Origin of the sequence: Streptomyces sp. M92, assembly GCF_028473745.1 — a bacterium.
Classification (GTDB): domain Bacteria; phylum Actinomycetota; class Actinomycetes; order Streptomycetales; family Streptomycetaceae; genus Streptomyces.
In genome coordinates, this window is the sequence record NZ_CP101137.1 from 6697845 (window position 1) to 6713756 (window position 15912).

The 15912-nt window shown below is 73.2% G+C and carries 18 protein-coding genes; 14 read left to right on the forward strand and 4 right to left on the reverse strand.

Annotated features, from left to right (window positions below):
• The first annotated feature begins 2 nt into the window (after window positions 1-2).
• The gene (locus M6G08_RS30865) at window positions 3-476 is read left to right on the forward strand and encodes a C40 family peptidase (protein WP_272590415.1); all 474 of its coding nucleotides are present in this window, start codon (window positions 3-5) and stop codon (window positions 474-476) included.
• Between the two features lie 80 nt (window positions 477-556).
• Here M6G08_RS30865 and M6G08_RS30870 read toward each other — a convergent pair whose 3' ends face one another.
• Window positions 557-1048, reverse strand: coding sequence for an ATP-binding protein (locus M6G08_RS30870; protein WP_272590416.1), 492 nt, complete (start codon window positions 1046-1048; stop codon window positions 557-559).
• 214 nt (window positions 1049-1262) lie between these two features.
• Between M6G08_RS30870 and M6G08_RS30875 the strand changes: the two genes are divergently transcribed.
• Together M6G08_RS30875 and M6G08_RS30880 are read left to right on the forward strand one after the other, a co-directional pair.
• Entirely contained in the window at window positions 1263-2126 is an 864-nt protein-coding gene (locus tag M6G08_RS30875) for a helix-turn-helix domain-containing protein (protein WP_073731340.1), read from the forward strand.
• Between the two features lie 9 nt (window positions 2127-2135).
• Window positions 2136-2390 carry a DUF397 domain-containing protein gene (locus M6G08_RS30880; RefSeq protein ID WP_073731341.1) on the forward strand — a complete coding sequence of 85 codons (255 nt, stop codon included), beginning with the start codon at window positions 2136-2138 and terminating at the stop codon, window positions 2388-2390.
• 42 nt (window positions 2391-2432) lie between these two features.
• On the opposite strand, the gene M6G08_RS30885 is transcribed toward M6G08_RS30880, so the two are convergent.
• Window positions 2433-3560: an 8-amino-7-oxononanoate synthase gene (locus tag M6G08_RS30885; protein ID WP_272590417.1), complete on the reverse strand. Its 1128-nt coding sequence runs from the start codon at window positions 3558-3560 to the stop codon at window positions 2433-2435.
• Between the two features lie 150 nt (window positions 3561-3710).
• Here M6G08_RS30885 and bioB point away from each other — a divergent pair, with 150 nt between their 5' ends.
• The 4 genes from bioB to M6G08_RS30905 all read left to right on the forward strand — a co-directional run bounded on the left by bioB (window position 3711) and on the right by M6G08_RS30905 (window position 7933).
• A complete protein-coding gene (gene bioB / locus M6G08_RS30890; protein WP_272590418.1) occupies window positions 3711-4955 on the forward strand; it encodes a biotin synthase BioB in 1245 nt (414 codons plus the stop codon).
• Entirely contained in the window at window positions 4948-6234 is a 1287-nt protein-coding gene (gene bioA, locus M6G08_RS30895) for an adenosylmethionine--8-amino-7-oxononanoate transaminase (protein WP_272590419.1), read from the forward strand. The genes bioB and bioA overlap by 8 nt, the downstream gene beginning before the upstream one ends.
• A gap of 1 nt (window position 6235) precedes the next feature.
• Window positions 6236-6952 (forward strand): dethiobiotin synthase, encoded by a 717-nt coding sequence (gene bioD, locus M6G08_RS30900; RefSeq protein ID WP_272590420.1) that lies wholly within the window; start codon window positions 6236-6238, stop codon window positions 6950-6952.
• 291 nt (window positions 6953-7243) lie between these two features.
• The gene (locus tag M6G08_RS30905; RefSeq protein ID WP_272590421.1) at window positions 7244-7933 is read left to right on the forward strand and encodes a class I SAM-dependent methyltransferase; all 690 of its coding nucleotides are present in this window, start codon (window positions 7244-7246) and stop codon (window positions 7931-7933) included.
• Here M6G08_RS30905 and M6G08_RS30910 read toward each other — a convergent pair whose 3' ends face one another.
• The gene (locus M6G08_RS30910; RefSeq protein WP_272590422.1) at window positions 7934-8308 is read right to left on the reverse strand and encodes a fic family toxin-antitoxin system, toxin component; all 375 of its coding nucleotides are present in this window, start codon (window positions 8306-8308) and stop codon (window positions 7934-7936) included.
• An 18-nt stretch (window positions 8309-8326) separates the two neighbouring features.
• Window positions 8327-8560, reverse strand: a complete 234-nt coding sequence (locus tag M6G08_RS30915; RefSeq protein WP_272590423.1) for a toxin-antitoxin system HicB family antitoxin — start codon at window positions 8558-8560, stop codon at window positions 8327-8329.
• 139 nt (window positions 8561-8699) lie between these two features.
• Here M6G08_RS30915 and M6G08_RS30920 point away from each other — a divergent pair, with 139 nt between their 5' ends.
• The 7 genes from M6G08_RS30920 (at window position 8700) to mug (ending at window position 15906) form a co-directional block, all read left to right on the forward strand.
• Window positions 8700-9695, forward strand: a complete 996-nt coding sequence (locus M6G08_RS30920; protein WP_272590424.1) for a TIGR03621 family F420-dependent LLM class oxidoreductase — start codon at window positions 8700-8702, stop codon at window positions 9693-9695.
• Window positions 9692-10177: a GNAT family N-acetyltransferase gene (locus tag M6G08_RS30925; RefSeq protein WP_272590425.1), complete on the forward strand. Its 486-nt coding sequence runs from the start codon at window positions 9692-9694 to the stop codon at window positions 10175-10177. The genes M6G08_RS30920 and M6G08_RS30925 overlap by 4 nt, the downstream gene beginning before the upstream one ends.
• Before the next feature lie 111 nt (window positions 10178-10288).
• On the forward strand, window positions 10289-11644 hold the full coding sequence (locus M6G08_RS30930) for a hemolysin family protein (RefSeq protein ID WP_272590426.1): 1356 nt from the start codon (window positions 10289-10291) through the stop codon (window positions 11642-11644).
• Window positions 11641-12654, forward strand: coding sequence for a hemolysin family protein (locus M6G08_RS30935; RefSeq protein ID WP_272590427.1), 1014 nt, complete (start codon window positions 11641-11643; stop codon window positions 12652-12654). Before M6G08_RS30930 ends, M6G08_RS30935 begins: the two co-directional genes overlap by 4 nt.
• 393 nt (window positions 12655-13047) lie before the next feature.
• Window positions 13048-13830, forward strand: a complete 783-nt coding sequence (locus M6G08_RS30940; protein ID WP_272590428.1) for an SGNH/GDSL hydrolase family protein — start codon at window positions 13048-13050, stop codon at window positions 13828-13830.
• Between the two features lie 85 nt (window positions 13831-13915).
• A complete protein-coding gene (purB, locus tag M6G08_RS30945; RefSeq protein WP_272590429.1) occupies window positions 13916-15358 on the forward strand; it encodes an adenylosuccinate lyase in 1443 nt (480 codons plus the stop codon).
• Complete coding sequence (mug, locus tag M6G08_RS30950) at window positions 15355-15906, forward strand: G/U mismatch-specific DNA glycosylase (RefSeq protein WP_272591482.1); 552 nt, start codon at window positions 15355-15357, stop codon at window positions 15904-15906. Before purB ends, mug begins: the two co-directional genes overlap by 4 nt.
• The last annotated feature ends 6 nt before the right edge of the window (window positions 15907-15912 follow it).

Genomic DNA, 15912 nt, shown 5'->3' on the forward strand with positions numbered 1-15912 from the left:
GCATGTCTGCGCTCAATCGAGTCCCGTCGCTGATGGCCCGTGCCGGTACGGCCTCCGCTCTCACCCTCGCCGCCGTGGGCGGCTCCGTCGTGGTCCCCGGCGTCGCCTCCGAGGCGGCCGCGGCGAGCCACGCCACCAAGGCGCTCAAGATCGCGGCTTCCAAGAAGGGCGCGCCGTACAAATGGGGTGCCATCGGCCCACACCGGTTCGACTGCTCCGGGCTGACGCTGTACTCGTTCAAGAAGGCCGGCAAGAAGCTGCCGCGCACGGCGGCCCAGCAGTACAACAAGACCAAGCATGTCTCGGCCAAGAACCGAAAGGCCGGTGACCTGGTCTTCTTCCATTCCGGCCGCAGTGTCTACCACGTCGGCATCTACGCCGGCAAGGGCAAGATCTGGCACGCACCGAAGACCGGGGACGTGGTGCGCCTGCAGAAGATCTGGACCGGCAGCGTCTGGTACGGCCGGGTCAAGTAGCCCGCCCGGGACGGGTGACGGTGCCCTGATCCGCCGTCACCCGCCCCGGGTACCGGATGCGCGCGTGCCGGGCCTCCGCGTCACCGCCTGGGCTCCTGGGTGCCCGCGCACCGCCCCGCGACCGCGGCCGGTTCGGGCTGAACCGCGCGGTCCGGAGGTGTCCAGGGAAGTTCGATGGAGACGGTCTTGCCCCCCTCCCGCGTGGGGCGCACCCTCAGCTTGCCGCCGCACTCCGCCGTCAGCCAGCGAATGATCACCATGCCCCGGCCGTTGTCCTGCTGGACGGCGGCCGGCAGGCGTTTGGGGAAGCGCGGATGGCTGTCGGTGACGCCGATGCGCAGCCGCTCGTCGCGGTCGAGCGCCAGGTCCACGGTGAAGGTGGGCGACTGGCCGAAGGTGTGCTGGACCGCGTTGGTCGCCAGCTCCGAGACGATGAGCCGGACGGTCTCGGACACCTCCGCCTCCGCCGGCAGGCCCCACTCCGCCAGTGTGCCGACCACATAGGTCCGCGCGGCGGCCACCGAGGCCGGATCGCTCGGCAGAGTGACGGATGCTTCCAGATGGTCTGCCATGGCGACGTCGTCCCTTTCCCACGGGACCGCAGCCCGACACGGAGCGGATGGTTCGAGTACGGTCCCGGACTGGTGCTTCGCCGTCAGACTGCCATCACCGGGGCGGTGATGGGCGGCGATCCACCAAGATATGCATATATCTGTCGCTCGATGCGGTGAACTCTGCGACGGCAGAGCGTATTCGGGCGGCTCATAAGGAGTAGAGGAGTGGCCCATGCAGCACGGTCCCGTGGTGCGCCGCCGGAAGCTGGGCGCCGAACTGCGCGCCCTGCGCACGTCGGCGGGGATCACCAGCGGTGAGGCGGCCCGCCTGGTGGGCTGGCACCAGTCGAAGGTCAGCCGGATCGAGACCGGCACGAGCGGGGCGAAACCGGCCGACGTGCGGTTACTGCTGGACGCCTACGGCGTGGACGACGCCCAGCTGCGGGAGCTGCTGGTGGTACTGGCCGGCACCGACGGGCAGGGCGGCGGCCGGAACGACTGGTGGCACGCCTATCGCGGGGTACTCCCGCCGACCTACCGGGACTTCATCAGCCTGGAATCCCAGGCGAGCGCGATGCGCACCCTGGAGACCACGGTGGTCCCCGGCCTTCTCCAGACACCGGAGTACGCCCGCGCGGTGACGCGCGCCGCGGCGGACGGACTGCCGGAGGAACGGCTGGACACGCTGGTGGAGGTCCGACTGGCCCGGCAGGACGTGCTGCGGGCCGAGCCACCGCTCCGGCTGAGCGCGGTCCTGGACGAGGCGGTGCTGCGCCGTGAGGTCGGCGGACCCGGTGTCATGGCCCGCCAGCTGGAGCGGCTGGTCGAGGCCGCGCGCCTGCCCCATGTCCGGCTCCGGGTACTGCCGTTCGCCGCCGGGGCGCACATCGGTGTCACCGGCCCTTTCGTAATCTTCTCTTTTTCGAGCACTTCTGATCTCGACGTGGTTGTTCTCGACCACTTGACGAGTAGCCTGCATCTCGAACGGAAAGAAGACCTAGAGGCCTACACAGAGGCCTTCAACGCCCTTCTGGTTCATGCCCTTTCGCCCGAGGACTCGTTGGACTTCATCGCCGCGACCGCGGCGGGCGCGTAAGGAGGCACCATGTCAGGCACCACGTCAGGAACCGCGACGGCACGTGTGCGGAACATCCCCGTCAGTACCGAGTTGCCCGGCGCGCGCTGGCTGCGCAGCAGCTACAGCACCGGGGCGAACAACTGTGTGGAGACGGCCCGGCCGTCGGCCGGCCCCTGGGCCGGCCTGCTCGCCGTGCGCGACTCCAAGGACCCGGCCGGACCCGCGCTGCTCTTCTCCCCCGGGAGCTGGGCGTCGTTCACCGCCTCGGTCCACCGCCACTGATCCGGTCGGTCGTCGGTCGGCGCACGGCCGTGTCACGCCGACTCATGGTCGCGTTTCGCCGATGACCCGTACAGCGCGTTCGATCTGTTCCCCGGAGAGGTCCGCACGAGCGGTCAGCCTGAGCCGTGAGACGCCGTCGGGCACGGAAGGAGGGCGGAAGCAGCCCACGGCCAGGCCGGCCGCACGGCAGTCGGCCGCCCACCGTACGGCCCCCTCCGGGGAGGGGGCGCGCACCGAGACGACCGCGGCGTCCGGACGTACCGCGCGATGGCCCTCGGCGGTCAGGCGTGCGTGCAGTCCGGCCGCCACCGCACGCGCCCGCGCCGCCCGCTCGGGCTCGCGGCGCAGCAGCGTCAGCGCCGCCAGCGCCCCGCCCGCCGCCGCGGGGGCGAGACCGGTGTCGAAGATGAACGTCCTGGCCGCGTTGACCAGATGCTCGATCACCCGGGCGGGCCCGAGCACGGCACCGCCCTGGCTGCCGAGCGACTTGGAGAGCGTCACCGTCACGACGACGTCGTCGGCGCCCGCGAGGCCCGCCGCGTGCGCGGCGCCCCGGCCGCCCTCGCCGAGCACACCGAGACCGTGCGCGTCGTCGACGACCAGCCCGGCCCCGTAGTCCCGGCACGCCCCGGCGAGCGCGGCCAGCGGCGCGGCGTCGCCGTCGACCGAGAAGACCGTGTCGGACACCGTGACGGCGGGGCCGTCGTGCGTCGCCAGCGCCTTGCGCACGGCGTCCGGGTCGGCGTGCCCGACCACCTGGGTCGTGCCGCGCGCCAGCCGGCAGCCGTCGATCAGGGAGGCGTGGTTGCCGGCGTCGGAGACGACGAGGGAGCCGTGCGGGGCCAGGGCGGTGACCGCGGCGAGGTTGGCCGCGTAGCCGGAGGAGAAGACGAGGGCGGCCTCGAAGCCGCAGAAGTCGGCCAGTTCGTGTTCGAGTTCGGCGTGCAGCTCGGTCGTGCCGGTCACCAGCCGGGAGCCGGTCGCGCCGGCGCCCCAGCGCCGCGCGGCCCGCGCCGCCCCCTCGGTGACCTCCGGGTGCCGGGCCAGTCCGAGGTAGTCGTTGCTCGCCAGGTCCAGCAGCGGCGAGTCGGCCGGACGGGGGCGCAGAATCCGGACGAGGCCCGCCCGGCGGCGCGCCCGGGCCTGCTCGTCGATCCAGCCGAACGCCATGGGTGAGTCCTCCGGGGTTTTGTAGGCAATGGACAGACGATAGCGGTACCGCCACCCCCGCGAGGTGTGGCAATACCCACACGGTGATCTGTCAGTGTTGTGCAAACTCTCCTTGGCCCGGGGCGGCCACTTAGGACAGGATCGGCTCTCATGGACCTGCTGAACACGCTGGTGGACAAGGGGCTTCGGCGCGAGACGCCGACCCGCGAGGAGGCCCTTGCCGTCCTCGCCACTTCCGACGACGACCTGCTCGATGTGGTGGCCGCGGCCGGCAAGGTGCGCCGGCACTGGTTCGGGCGGCGGGTGAAACTCAACTACCTCGTCAACCTCAAGTCGGGCCTGTGCCCCGAGGACTGCTCCTACTGCTCGCAGCGGCTCGGCTCCAAGGCCGAGATCCTCAAGTACACCTGGCTCAAGCCCGATCAGGCCTCGCAGGCCGCAGCGGCGGGTGTGGCCGGGGGCGCCAAGCGGGTGTGCCTGGTGGCCAGCGGACGCGGTCCGACCGACCGGGACGTGGACCGGGTCTCGGACACCATCAAGGCCATCAAGGAGCAGAACGAGGCCGTCGAGGTGTGCGCGTGCCTCGGCCTGCTCTCCGACGGCCAGGCGGAACGGCTGCGCGAGGCCGGCGCCGACGCCTACAACCACAACCTCAACACGTCCGAGGCGACGTACGGGGACATCACGACCACGCACACGTACGCCGACCGGGTGGACACGGTCAACAAGGCGCACGCCGCCGGGCTGTCCGCCTGCTCCGGGCTGATCGCGGGCATGGGCGAGAGCGACGAGGACCTGGTCGACGTGGTCTTCTCGCTGCGCGAACTCGACCCCGACTCGGTGCCGGTCAACTTCCTGATCCCGATGGAGGGCACGCCGCTCGCCAAGGAGTGGCACCTCACCCCGCAGCGGTGCCTGCGCATCCTGGCGATGACGCGGTTCGTCTGCCCGGACGTCGAGGTGCGCATCGCCGGCGGGCGCGAGGTCCATCTGCGCACGATGCAGCCGCTGGCCCTGAACCTGGCCAACTCCATCTTCCTCGGTGACTACCTCACCAGCGAGGGGCAGGCCGGCCATGCCGACCTGGAGATGATCGCGGACGCCGGGTTCGAGGTGGAGGGCGCCGGCGAGGTGACACTGCCGGAGCACCGGGTCGCGGACCGGGGCGGGTGCGGGGCGCACGGGGAGGGCGGCGGCTGCGGCTCGCACGCGGAGGGCGGGGACTGCGGGTCCTCGCACGAGGGCCGCGGTGTCTGCGGGTCCGTGCCGGCCGAGGGTGCCGGCGGCCGCGGTGCCACCGTGCCCGCCGAACCCGCCGTCGCGGGCGAACCGCGTACGGACCTGGTCGCCGTACGCCGTCGTGGTGCCGGAACGGACCTCGCGCCCAATGCCTGAGCCCGCACTGACCGTGGACGAGCTGCTGGCGCTCGACCGGCGGCACGTCTGGCATCCGTACGGTCCCATGCCCGGCCGGCAGGACCCGCTCGTCGTGGAGTCGGCGAGCGGGGTGCGGCTGCGGCCGGCCGACGGCTCGGGCGAGCTGGTCGACGGGATGTCGTCCTGGTGGTCGGCGATCCACGGCTACAACCACCCGGTGCTGAACGAGGCCGCGCGCGAGCAGCTGGAGCGGATGAGCCACGTGATGTTCGGCGGGCTCACCCACGAGCCCGCCGTGCGGCTGGCGAAACTCCTTGTCGACATGTCGCCCGAGGGACTGGAGCACGTCTTCCTCGCCGACTCCGGATCGGTGTCGGTCGAGGTCGCGGTGAAGATGTGCCTGCAGTACTGGCGCTCGCTGGGCCGCCCGGCCAAGAGCAGCCTGCTGACCTGGCGCGGCGGCTATCACGGCGACACCTGGCAGCCCATGTCGGTGTGCGACCCCGAGGGCGGCATGCACGAGCTGTGGCAGGGCGTCCTGCCGCGCCAGGTCTTCACGGACGCGCCGCCGGCGCAGTACGAGGAGACGTACGCGGATCACCTGCGCGCGGCGGTCGAGCGGCACGCCGACGAGCTGGCCGCGGTGATCGTGGAGCCGGTGGTGCAGGGCGCGGGCGGGATGCGCTTCCACTCCCCCGCTTACCTGCGGGTGCTGCGCGAGGCGTGCGACGCGCACGACGTGCTGCTCGTCTTCGACGAGATCGCGACCGGGTTCGGGCGCACGGGCGCGCTGTTCGCGGCGGAGCACGCGGCGGTGACGCCGGACGTGATGTGCGTGGGCAAGGCGCTGACCGGCGGTTATCTGACGATGGCGGCCACGCTGTGCACATCGCGGGTGGCCGAGGGGATCTCGCGGGGCGAGGTGCCGGTGCTGGCCCACGGGCCGACGTTCATGGGCAATCCGCTGGCGGCGGCCGTGGCGTGCGCGTCGATCGGGCTGCTGCTCGGCCAGGACTGGCTCGCGGAGGTCAGGCGGATCGAGACGGGCCTGCGGGACGGTCTGGCGCCCGCCGCCGCGCTGCCGGGCGTGACGGACGTACGGGTCCTCGGGGCGATCGGTGTGGTCCAGCTCGACCACGCCGTCGACATGCGGGCGGCGACCGCTGCGGCGGTGCGCGAGGGCGTGTGGCTGCGGCCGTTCCGCGACCTGATCTACACCATGCCGCCGTACGTCACGGGCGACGCGGACGTGGCACGGATCGCCCGCGCGGTGTGCGCGGCGGCACGGGAGGGATGACATGCCGGTACTGGTGATCACGGGAACGGGCACGGAGATCGGCAAGACGGTCGTGACCGCGGCCGTCGCCGCTACAGCGCTGGCGGCCGGGCGGTCGGTGGCCGTGCTGAAGGCCGCGCAGACGGGCGTACGGCCGGACGAACCCGGGGACGCGCGGGAGGTCGCGCGTCTCGCGGGTGCCGTGACGGCGGCGGAGGTCGCCCGCTATCCGGAGCCGCTGGCACCGGCCACGGCGGCGCGCCGGGCCGGCCGGGCACCGGTGCGCCCGCACGAGGTGGCCGAGGCGGCGGGCAAGCTGGCCACCGAGCACGACCTGGTGCTGGTCGAGGGCGCGGGCGGGCTGCTCGTACGCTTCGACGCGGCCGGCGGGACGCTGGCGGACGTCGCCCGACTGCTGGACGCGCCGGTGCTGCTGGTGGCCTCCGCCGGCCTGGGCACGCTGAACACCACGGAGCTGACCGCGCGTGAGCTGCGCTCCCGTGGCCTGGAACTGCCGGGCGTGGTGATCGGCAGCTGGCCCGGGACGCCGGACCTGGCCGCACGCTGCAACCTGGCGGACCTCCCCGACGTGGCCGGCGCGCCGCTCCTGGGCGCCGTGCCCGCCGGCGCGGCGGCCCTCCCGCCGCCCGCCTTCCGGTCGGCGGCACCGCACTGGCTGGCGCCGCGGCTGCAGGGGACGTGGGACGCGGAGGCGTTCGGGCGCCGCGAGGCTCCCTGACCCGCGAGAGCGGGACGCGGCGGTGGACCGGCTGCGCGGGCGCGGTCTCGTCGACGAGGCCGGAGAGCTCACGGAGTGCGGGGCGGCCCTGCGCGAACGGGATCGAGCAGGAGACGGACTCGTGTGGCTGGTGCGGCGCACCGACAGGGCTCGCTGGGTGGAGCCCTCGACGGCGGGCTCGCGCGGGGCCGCCGTGGCGGGCGGCGGCGGAACCCGCCGTCCGCGCGGTGGGTGCGGGGCGTGGGTGCGGGGGACAATCGCGGTAAGGCACCACCTCGTGAGGGAGGTCCCATGCCATTGCGATCCGCCCGTTCCCACGCGGTGCCGCGGGACGCCGTGCACCATCCGCTGTTCGCCCGCTACTACGCCCGTTTCAGCGTGAGCGCCGAGACCCGGATGGGCATGGGCCGCGTGCGCCAGCGGCTGCTCGCCGGGCTGTCCGGGCGGGTGATCGAGGTCGGCGCGGGCAACGGGCTGAACTTCGCCCACTACCCGGGCACCGTCTCCGAGGTCGTCGCCGTCGAACCGGAGCGCGTGCTGCGCCAGTTGGCCGTGGAAGCGGCGCTGCGCGCCCAGGTGCCGGTGGACGTGGCACCGGGCGCCGCGGAGGCGCTGCCGGTCAAGAGCGAGGCCTTCGACGCGGCCGTGGTGTCGCTGGTGCTGTGCAGCGTCCGCGACGTGCCACGCGCGCTGAGCGAACTGAGGCGGGTGCTGCGGCCCGGCGGCGAGGTTCGGTTCTTCGAGCACGGCCGGGGCGGCGGCCGGGTGATGACCTTCACCCAGCGCGCGCTGGACCGGACGCTGTGGCCCCCGCTCAGCGGCGGCTGCCACCTGTCCCGCGAGCCGATCACCGCGCTGCGGGAGGCCGGGTTCACGCTGGGCCCCTACCGGCGGACCATGATGCCGGAGAACGGGCCGGCGCTGCCGAGTTCGTACTGCGTGCTCGGCACGGCGTGGCGTCCGCCCGGCGACGGGGCGTAGTCACGCGCTCCACCGGCGCAGCTCGTCCGCGATGTCGTCGACCGACGCGTCACCGTTCTTGACCAGCAGGGCCAGGTCCCGGACCTGCTCGGCCGTGGTGACGATCGGGACCCCGCTGGCGACCAGGTAGGCGTAGGCGACCGCGGAGGCGAACAGGGCGTTGGAGCGTTCCAGGGCGGGAACGTGGATCAGCAGCTGGAGCAGCGCGGCCGCGCGGGCGTGCGGGCCGTCGTAGACGGGGGTGTCGAATATCTCGGCCCGGTGGCGGGCGACCGCCGCGACGAGGGCGCCCCAGTCGGTGACCTGGGGGTCTCCGGGGGTGCGCTGTTCGGCGAGCATCAGCAGCCAGGCGAGGTCGATCGTGAGGTCGTTCATCCGTGTGCGTGTGACGGCTCAGCGGCGGCCCCGGCCCTCGCCGACCTCGTCCGCGAACACCGTCTCGTACTGCCGCATGAAGTCGGCGGCCGCGTCCACGAAGGTGCGGCCGGCCTCGCCGGTGTCCTGCCGGACCAGTTCCTCGATGTAGCGGTTGACGCTCATTCCCCGCGCCACGGCCCGTTCCCGGGCGGCCCGGGCGGTGCCCTCGTCCACCCGCACGTTCAGCTGGGCCTTCCTGGTCTTCGCCATACTCCGAAGCTAGCGCCGGAACGCTAGCAGCGGCAAGGTCGGCTCGGTGTCGCTTGCGGCGCATGGGCGTGCGCCGGCGCCCGCCACCCCCGGGTGATGACTGCCGTGACCCGGACATCCGTCCGTGCGAGGAGAGTTCATGTCGCGTCCGTACCGCTTCGGTGTCAATCTGACGGTCCCCGCGCCGGCCGAGGGGTGGAGCGCGAAGTGCCGGCGGGCCGAGGAACTGGGGTACGACGTCATCCAGGTCCCGGACCACCTCGGCATGGTGGCCCCGTTCCCGGCGCTCGTCGCGGCGGCCCGGGACACCGATCGCCCCAGGCTGGGGACCTTCGTGCTCAACGCCGCCTTCAGGAACCCCGCCCTGCTGGCGCGGGAGGTGGCCACCACGGACGCCCTGACGGGCGGGCGCCTGGAGCTCGGGCCGGGCACCGGCTACGTGCCCGCGGAGCACGACACGGCCGGGCTGCCGTTCGGCTCGCCGGGCGAGCGGGTGGACCACCTGCGGCGCACCGTCGAGGAGCTGGAGCGGCTGCTCGGCGACGAGGAGCACCTGCCGCGCCCGGCCCAGCGGTCCGGGGTGCCGCTGCTGATCGGCGGCAATGGTGACCGGATGCTGGAGCCGGCGGCCCGGCGCGCCGACATCGCGGCGTTCACACGGGCGGGCGTACGGTGCGGGGCAGTACGACCGGCAGCCGGCCCCGGTCACCGCCGACGAGCTCGACGAGCGCGTCGCCCGGTATCTGGGCTTCGCGGCGGACCGCGAGGAACCGGCCGAGCTGAACCTGCTGATCCAGGTGGTCGTCGTGACCAAGGACCGCGAGGCAGCCGTACGGCCGTTCCTCGAGTACCTGCCGGACCCGACCACGGACCAGGTGCTGGAGCTGCCCGTGCTCCTGGCGGGCACCGTCGAGGAGATCACCGCGCGGGTGCGGGCGCAGCGCGAGCGGTACGGGTTCACGTACCTGTCGGTGCTGGAGCCGTACATGGAGGCCTTCGCCCCGGTGATGCGGGCGCTGCGCGGCGACTGACGCTCCCTGGACTCCGGCAGCGCCGGGACACGGGCCGGCCCGGCCGTCCGCATGCCGGAATTCGCACGTCGGCGCGTGCCGTGCGTGGTGGGATCGCGCCATGACCGATCTGAGCGTACGGGCCGCCGGGCCCCAGGACCTGGACGTCGTACTGGCCTTCTGGAAGACGGCCGCCGAGGGGACGAGCATCAGCGACGACCGGGAGGGAGTGGAGCGGCTCGTCGCCCGCGATCCCGAGGCGCTGATCCTGGCCGAGCGGGACGGGGACCTCGTGGGCACGGTGATCGCCGGCTTCGACGGCTGGCGCTGTCATCTGTACCGGCTGGCCGTGCACCCCGGCCACCGGCGCCAGGGGATCGCCTCGGCCCTGCTCGCCGCCGCGGAGGAACGGTTCGTACGGCTCGGCGGGCGCCGCGGGGACGCGATGGTGCTGCGGCGCAACGAGCGGGCGCAGCATGCCTGGCGGGCCGCCGGGTACGCGCCCGAGGAACAGTGGCGACGCTGGGTGAAGCCCCTCACCGGCTCCCTCACCGACTCGCCGGACGACTCCCTCGACGACCGAAAGGCTGTGACCGACGGCACATGAGCGAGCCCTCATCGGCGACACCCCGGTCGGTGCCTCCGTCGCTGCCTCCGTCGGCGCACGACATCGCGCGGACTCCGGCGGCCTGGCCGATCATGGATCCGAGGTGACCCGATGACGGAAGTGCTCCTGCTGCTGGTGGCGGTCCTGCTCTCGCTCATGTGCGGCGCCTTCGTCGCGGCCGAGTTCTCGCTGACCACCGTGGAGCGCGGCGAACTGGAGCGGGCCGCCCGACGGGGCGAGCGGGGCGCGACGAGCGCGCTGAAGGCCGTACGGAGCCTGACGTTCCAGCTTTCGGGGGCGCAGCTCGGCATCACCGTGACCAACCTGGTGGTCGGCATGCTCGCCGAGCCCTCGGTCGCCGCGCTGATCTCGGGTCCGCTCCAGAGCGTGGGGATGTCGGACTCGGCGGCCTCCTCGCTGGCGCTGGTGCTGGGCACCGCCCTGTCGACGGTCTTCCTGATGATCGTCGGGGAGCTGGTGCCGAAGAACTGGGCGATCTCCTCCCCGCTGGCGGTCGCGAGGCGGGTGGGAGGCCCGCAACGCTGGTTCAGCGCGGCCTTCCGGCCCTTCATCACCCACCTGAACAACACGGCCAACCGGCTCGTGCGCCGGTTCGGCGTCGAGCCCGCCGAGGAGCTGGCGTCGGCCCGTGGGCCGCAGGAACTGGCGGCGCTCGCCCGGCACTCGGCCAAGGAGGGCGCGCTGGAGGCCGACACCGCCGAGCTGTTCGTACGGACGCTGAACCTCGCCGACCTGACCGCGCAGAACGTGATGACCCCGCGCGTCCAGGTCGTCGCCCTCGATGCCCGGGCGACCTGCGAGGACGTGGCGAACGCGACGCGGGCGACCGGGCTGTCCCGGTTCCCCGTCTACCGGGACACCCTCGACGCCGTGGTGGGGACCGCGCACGTCAAGGACGTACTGGCGGTGCCCGCCGAGCGGCGGGCGGGCCTGCCGGTCGCCGAGCTGATGCGCGAGCCGCTGCTGGTTCCGGAGTCGCTGACCGTCGACCGGCTGCTGGACCGGCTCTCCGGGCGGCGCACGATGGCCGTCGTGATCGACGAGTACGGGGGGACGGCGGGCGTGGCGACGCTGGAGGACATCGTCGAGGAGGTCGTCGGCGAGGTGCGGGACGAGCACGATCCGCACGAGACGCCCGAGCTGGACCCGGCCGGCAGCGACGAGCAGGGCCGCGCGCTGTACCGGGCCGACGGCGCGGCACGCGTGGACCGGCTCGCCCGCCTGGGGCTCAAGGTGCCCGAGGGGCCGTACGAGACGGTCGCCGGACTGGTCGCGGCCAGGCTCGGCCGTATCCCCGCCGTCGGGGACAGCCTGGAGGTCGCGGGCTGGCGGCTGGACGTCGTGGACGCCACGGGACGCAGGGCGGCCGGGGTGCTGCTGCACGCGCCGCTCGCGGACGCGCGGGCGCACGACGAGGGCCCAGACGAAGGGGAGGCGGGGCGGTGACGGCCGTACAGCTGCTGATCGGTCTGGCGACGCTCGTCGTCAACGCGTTCTTCGTCGGCGCCGAGTTCGCCTTGATCTCCGTGCGCCGGAGCCAGGTCGAGCCGTACGCCGAGGAGGGCGACCGGCGGGCGAGGAGCGTGCTGTGGGGTCTGAAGCACGTGTCGGCCCTGATGGCGGCGGCCCAGCTCGGCATCACCCTGTGCACGCTGGTCCTCGGCGTGGTCGCCGAACCGGCGATCGCGCACCTGCTGGAACCGGTGTTCCACGCGGTGGGCGTGCCCTCCGGCGCGGGGCACGCCGTGTCGTTCGTGATCGCCCTCGCGCTGGCGACGTATCTGCACATGCTGCTGGGCGAGATGGTCCCGAAGAACATCGCCCTGGCCGAGCCGGTGCGCAGCGCACTGCTGCTCGGGCCTCCGCTGGTGGCACTGTCGCGGGCGCTGCGCCCGGTGATCTTCACGATCAACGCCTTCGCGAACGCGCTGCTCAAGCTGCTCAGGGTGGAGACGAAGGACGAGGTCTCGGCGACCTTCACGGACGCGGAACTGGCCGAGATCGTCAAGGACGCCGGCGAGGCCGGGCTGATCGACGACCGGGCCCAGGAGCGGCTGCACGACGCGCTGGAGCTGGGCAGGCGTCCGGTGCGGGACGTGGTGCTGCCGCTGGAGCGGGTCGTCCACGCCCGCGTGGGCATCACCGCGGAGCAGTTGGAGCGGCTGTCGGCGCAGTCCGGGTTCTCCCGCTTCCCCGTCGTCGACGACGGGCGGCGCATCGTCGGCTACCTGCACGTGAAGGACGCCCTGGACGCCTCGCCGCGAAACCTGCCGTTCCGGCTCGGCGACATGCGGCCCATCGCGCGGGTACGGGAGAGCACTCCGCTGGACGACGTGCTCACCGCGATGCGCCGCAGCCGCACCCATCTGGCGGCCGTCCTCGGGTCCGACGGGCGGCTGGCGGGGCTGGTGACCATGGAGGACGTGCTGAGGGAGCTGTTCGGACAGCGGACCTGAACCCGGGGGCCGGCCGTGGCCGGACCGGCGGCCGGGGCTCGGGGCGGGACGACCGGAGGCGGCACGGGGCAGGACCGGCGGACGGACCTCGGGACAGGACGACCGCAAGCGGCTCATGATCGGACCGGCGGACGAGACGCTCGGCAGGACCGGCGGAGACGGGCCGCTGCCTGACCGGCGGAAAGGGAGCCCGCAGCCGGAACGGCGGCAGGCCCGGCCCAAGGCCCTCGACCGGACCAGCGCAGGGCCGCCGGACCAGGCGCCTGCGGCGGGGCCGGCGGAAGGGGGTGCGCCCCGTCCGGTGGAACGGGCTCGCGAACGGACCCTTCGCCCCCACGGAGCCGAGGGGGACCGACCGCCGGGTATGTGCGTGGGGCTACCATTTCTGTCGCCATGCAGACGAACCCCACCCACACCAGTCTCGTCGCCGTCGGCGACTCCTTCACCGAGGGCATGTCGGACCTGCTCCCGGACGGCTCCTACCGGGGCTGGGCCGACCTCCTCGCCGCACGGATGGCGGCCCGCTCCCCCGGCTTCCGGTACGCGAACCTCGCCGTGCGCGGCAAGCTCATCGGACAGATCGTCGACGAGCAGGTCGACGTGGCAGCGGCCATGGGGGCCGACGTGATCACCCTGGTCGGCGGCCTCAACGACACCCTGCGACCCAAGTGCGACATGGCCCGGGTACGGGATCTGCTGACGCAGGCCGTGGAGCGGCTCGCGCCGAACTGCGAGCAGCTGGTGCTGATGCGCAGCCCGGGCCGCCAGGGGCCGGTGCTGGAGCGGTTCCGGCCGCGCATGGAGGCGCTCTTCGCGATCATCGACGACCTGTCCGCGCGCCACGGCGCCGTGGTCGTCGACCTGTACGGCGCCCAGTCGCTGGCCGACCCGCGCCTGTGGGACGTGGACCGGTTGCACCTGACCGCCGAGGGGCACCGCCGGGTCGCGGAGGCCGTGTGGCAGTCGCTCGGCTACGAGCCCGAGGACCCCGACTGGCACGCGCCGGTCCCGCCCGCGCCGCCGCCGGGCTGGGTCGTGCGCCGCACCGCGGACGTCCGGTTCGCCCGGCAGCACCTGCTGCCCTGGATCGGCCGCAGGCTGACCGGCCGCTCGTCCGGTGACGGGCGTCCGGCGAAGCGTCCGGAGCTGCTGCCGTACGAGGACCTGACGCCGTGATCGTCCAGGTCACGACGTTCTCGTAGGTTCCGACGAGGAACCCCGTGGCGTCGGCCTGCAGGAATCGCCAGTAAACTTCCGCTACGTGACTTCCGCTCCCGCCAAGCCCCGCATCCCGAACGTCCTCGCCGGACGCTACGCCTCCGCCGAGCTCGCCACGCTCTGGTCGCCCGAGCAGAAGGTGAGGCTGGAGCGGCAGCTCTGGCTCGCCGTGCTGCGGGCCCAGAAGGACCTCGGCATCGAGGTGCCCGACGCCGCGATCGCCGACTACGAGCGCGTCCTCGACCAGGTCGACCTCGCCTCGATCGCCGAGCGCGAGAAGGTCACCCGGCACGACGTGAAGGCGCGGATCGAGGAGTTCAACGACCTCGCCGGCCACGAGCACGTGCACAAGGGCATGACCTCCCGGGACCTGACGGAGAACGTCGAGCAGTTGCAGGTCCGGCTGTCGCTGGAGCTGATCCGCGACCGCTCGGTGGCCGTCCTGGTCCGCCTCGGCAAGCTGGCCGGCGAGTACGCCGAGCTGGTCATGGCCGGCCGCTCCCACAACGTCGCCGCGCAGGCCACGACGCTGGGCAAGCGGTTCGCCACCGCCGCCGACGAGCTGCTGGTGGCGTACGGCCGGGTGGAGGAGCTGCTGGGCCGCTACCCGCTGCGCGGCATCAAGGGCCCGGTCGGCACCGCGCAGGACATGCTGGACCTGCTCGGCGGGGACGCGGACAAGCTCGCGGAGCTGGAGCGGCGGATCGCCGGCCACCTGGGCTTCTCCGAGGCGTTCACCTCGGTCGGCCAGGTCTACCCGCGCTCTCTGGACTACGAGGTCGTCACCGCGCTGGTGCAGCTGGCGGCGGCACCGTCGTCGCTGGCGAAGACGGTCCGGCTGATGGCGGGGCACGAGCTGGTCACCGAGGGCTTCAAGCCCGGCCAGGTCGGCTCCTCGGCGATGCCGCACAAGATGAACACCCGCTCCTGCGAGCGCGTCAACGGCCTGATGGTCATCCTGCGCGGCTACGCGTCGATGACCGGCGAGCTGGCGGGCGACCAGTGGAACGAGGGCGACGTGTCCTGCTCGGTGGTGCGCCGGGTGGCCCTGCCCGACGCGTTCTTCGCCCTGGACGGGCTGCTGGAGACGTTCCTGACCGTGCTCGACGAGTTCGGTGCCTTCCCGGCCGTCGTGGCCCGGGAGCTGGACCGCTACCTGCCGTTCCTGGCCACCACCAAGGTGCTGATGGGCGCGGTGCGGGCCGGGGTGGGCCGCGAGGTCGCCCACGAGGCGATCAAGGAGAACGCCGTCGCCTCCGCGCTGGCGATGCGCGAGCAGGGCGCCGAGCGCAACGAACTGCTCGACAAGCTGGCCGCCGACGAGCGCATCCCGCTGGACCGGGCCGGTCTGGAGGCGCTGATGGCCGACAAGCTGTCCTTCACGGGCGCGGCGGCCGCCCAGGTCGGCGTCGTCGTCGGCCGGATCGAGGAGATCGTGAAGCAGCGCCCGGAGGCCGCGGGATACACCCCCGGAGCGATCCTCTGACGCGCTTCACCCCGGCGGAGCTGGAGGCCGCCCGCGACCGTCTCGTCCCGGACGTCGTCGCGGACGGCCTGCGCGTGCTGTTCTGCGGCATCAACCCCGGTCTGATGACGGCGGCGACCGGCCACCACTTCGCCCGCCCGGGCAACCGCTTCTGGCCGGTGCTTCATCTGTCCGGGTTCACCCCGCGGCTGCTGAAGCCGTCGGAGCAGGGGGACCTGCTCGCGTACGGGCTCGGGATCACGAACGTCGTCCAGCGGGCCAGCGCGCGGGCGGACGAGCTGAGCCCCGAGGAGTACCGGGAGGGCGGCCGGCTGCTGGCGCTGAAGGTGGCGCGGCTGCGGCCGCGTTGGCTGGCCGTCGTCGGTGTCACCGCGTACCGCGCGGCGTTCGACGACCGCAAGGCGCAGGTCGGCCCCCAGGAACGGACGATCGGAGACACACGGATCTGGGTGCTGCCCAATCCCAGCGGTCTCAACGCGCACTGGACGGCGCAGACCATGGCGGAGGAGTTCGCGCGGCTGCGGGCGGCGGCGGACACGGAGGAGTAGTCCGGG

Bases quoted from the DNA above. Each gene is read 5' to 3' on its own strand.
- M6G08_RS30865 (WP_272590415.1), top strand. From the start codon at position 3: ATGTCTGCGCTCAATCGAGTCCCGTCGCTGATGGCCCGTGCCGGTACG.
- M6G08_RS30885 (WP_272590417.1), bottom strand. From the start codon at position 3,560: ATGGCGTTCGGCTGGATCGACGAGCAGGCCCGGGCGCGCCGCCGGGCG.
- bioA (WP_272590419.1), top strand. From the start codon at position 4,948: ATGCCTGAGCCCGCACTGACCGTGGACGAGCTGCTGGCGCTCGACCGG.
- M6G08_RS30875 (WP_073731340.1), top strand. From the start codon at position 1,263: ATGCAGCACGGTCCCGTGGTGCGCCGCCGGAAGCTGGGCGCCGAACTG.
- M6G08_RS30920 (WP_272590424.1), top strand. From the start codon at position 8,700: ATGTCGCGTCCGTACCGCTTCGGTGTCAATCTGACGGTCCCCGCGCCG.
- bioB (WP_272590418.1), top strand. From the start codon at position 3,711: ATGGACCTGCTGAACACGCTGGTGGACAAGGGGCTTCGGCGCGAGACG.
- M6G08_RS30940 (WP_272590428.1), top strand. From the start codon at position 13,048: ATGCAGACGAACCCCACCCACACCAGTCTCGTCGCCGTCGGCGACTCC.
- M6G08_RS30930 (WP_272590426.1), top strand. From the start codon at position 10,289: ATGACGGAAGTGCTCCTGCTGCTGGTGGCGGTCCTGCTCTCGCTCATG.
- M6G08_RS30915 (WP_272590423.1), bottom strand. From the start codon at position 8,560: ATGGCGAAGACCAGGAAGGCCCAGCTGAACGTGCGGGTGGACGAGGGC.
- M6G08_RS30870 (WP_272590416.1), bottom strand. From the start codon at position 1,048: ATGGCAGACCATCTGGAAGCATCCGTCACTCTGCCGAGCGATCCGGCC.
- M6G08_RS30880 (WP_073731341.1), top strand. From the start codon at position 2,136: ATGTCAGGCACCACGTCAGGAACCGCGACGGCACGTGTGCGGAACATC.
- M6G08_RS30910 (WP_272590422.1), bottom strand. From the start codon at position 8,308: ATGAACGACCTCACGATCGACCTCGCCTGGCTGCTGATGCTCGCCGAA.
- M6G08_RS30905 (WP_272590421.1), top strand. From the start codon at position 7,244: ATGCCATTGCGATCCGCCCGTTCCCACGCGGTGCCGCGGGACGCCGTG.
- M6G08_RS30925 (WP_272590425.1), top strand. From the start codon at position 9,692: ATGACCGATCTGAGCGTACGGGCCGCCGGGCCCCAGGACCTGGACGTC.
- bioD (WP_272590420.1), top strand. From the start codon at position 6,236: ATGCCGGTACTGGTGATCACGGGAACGGGCACGGAGATCGGCAAGACG.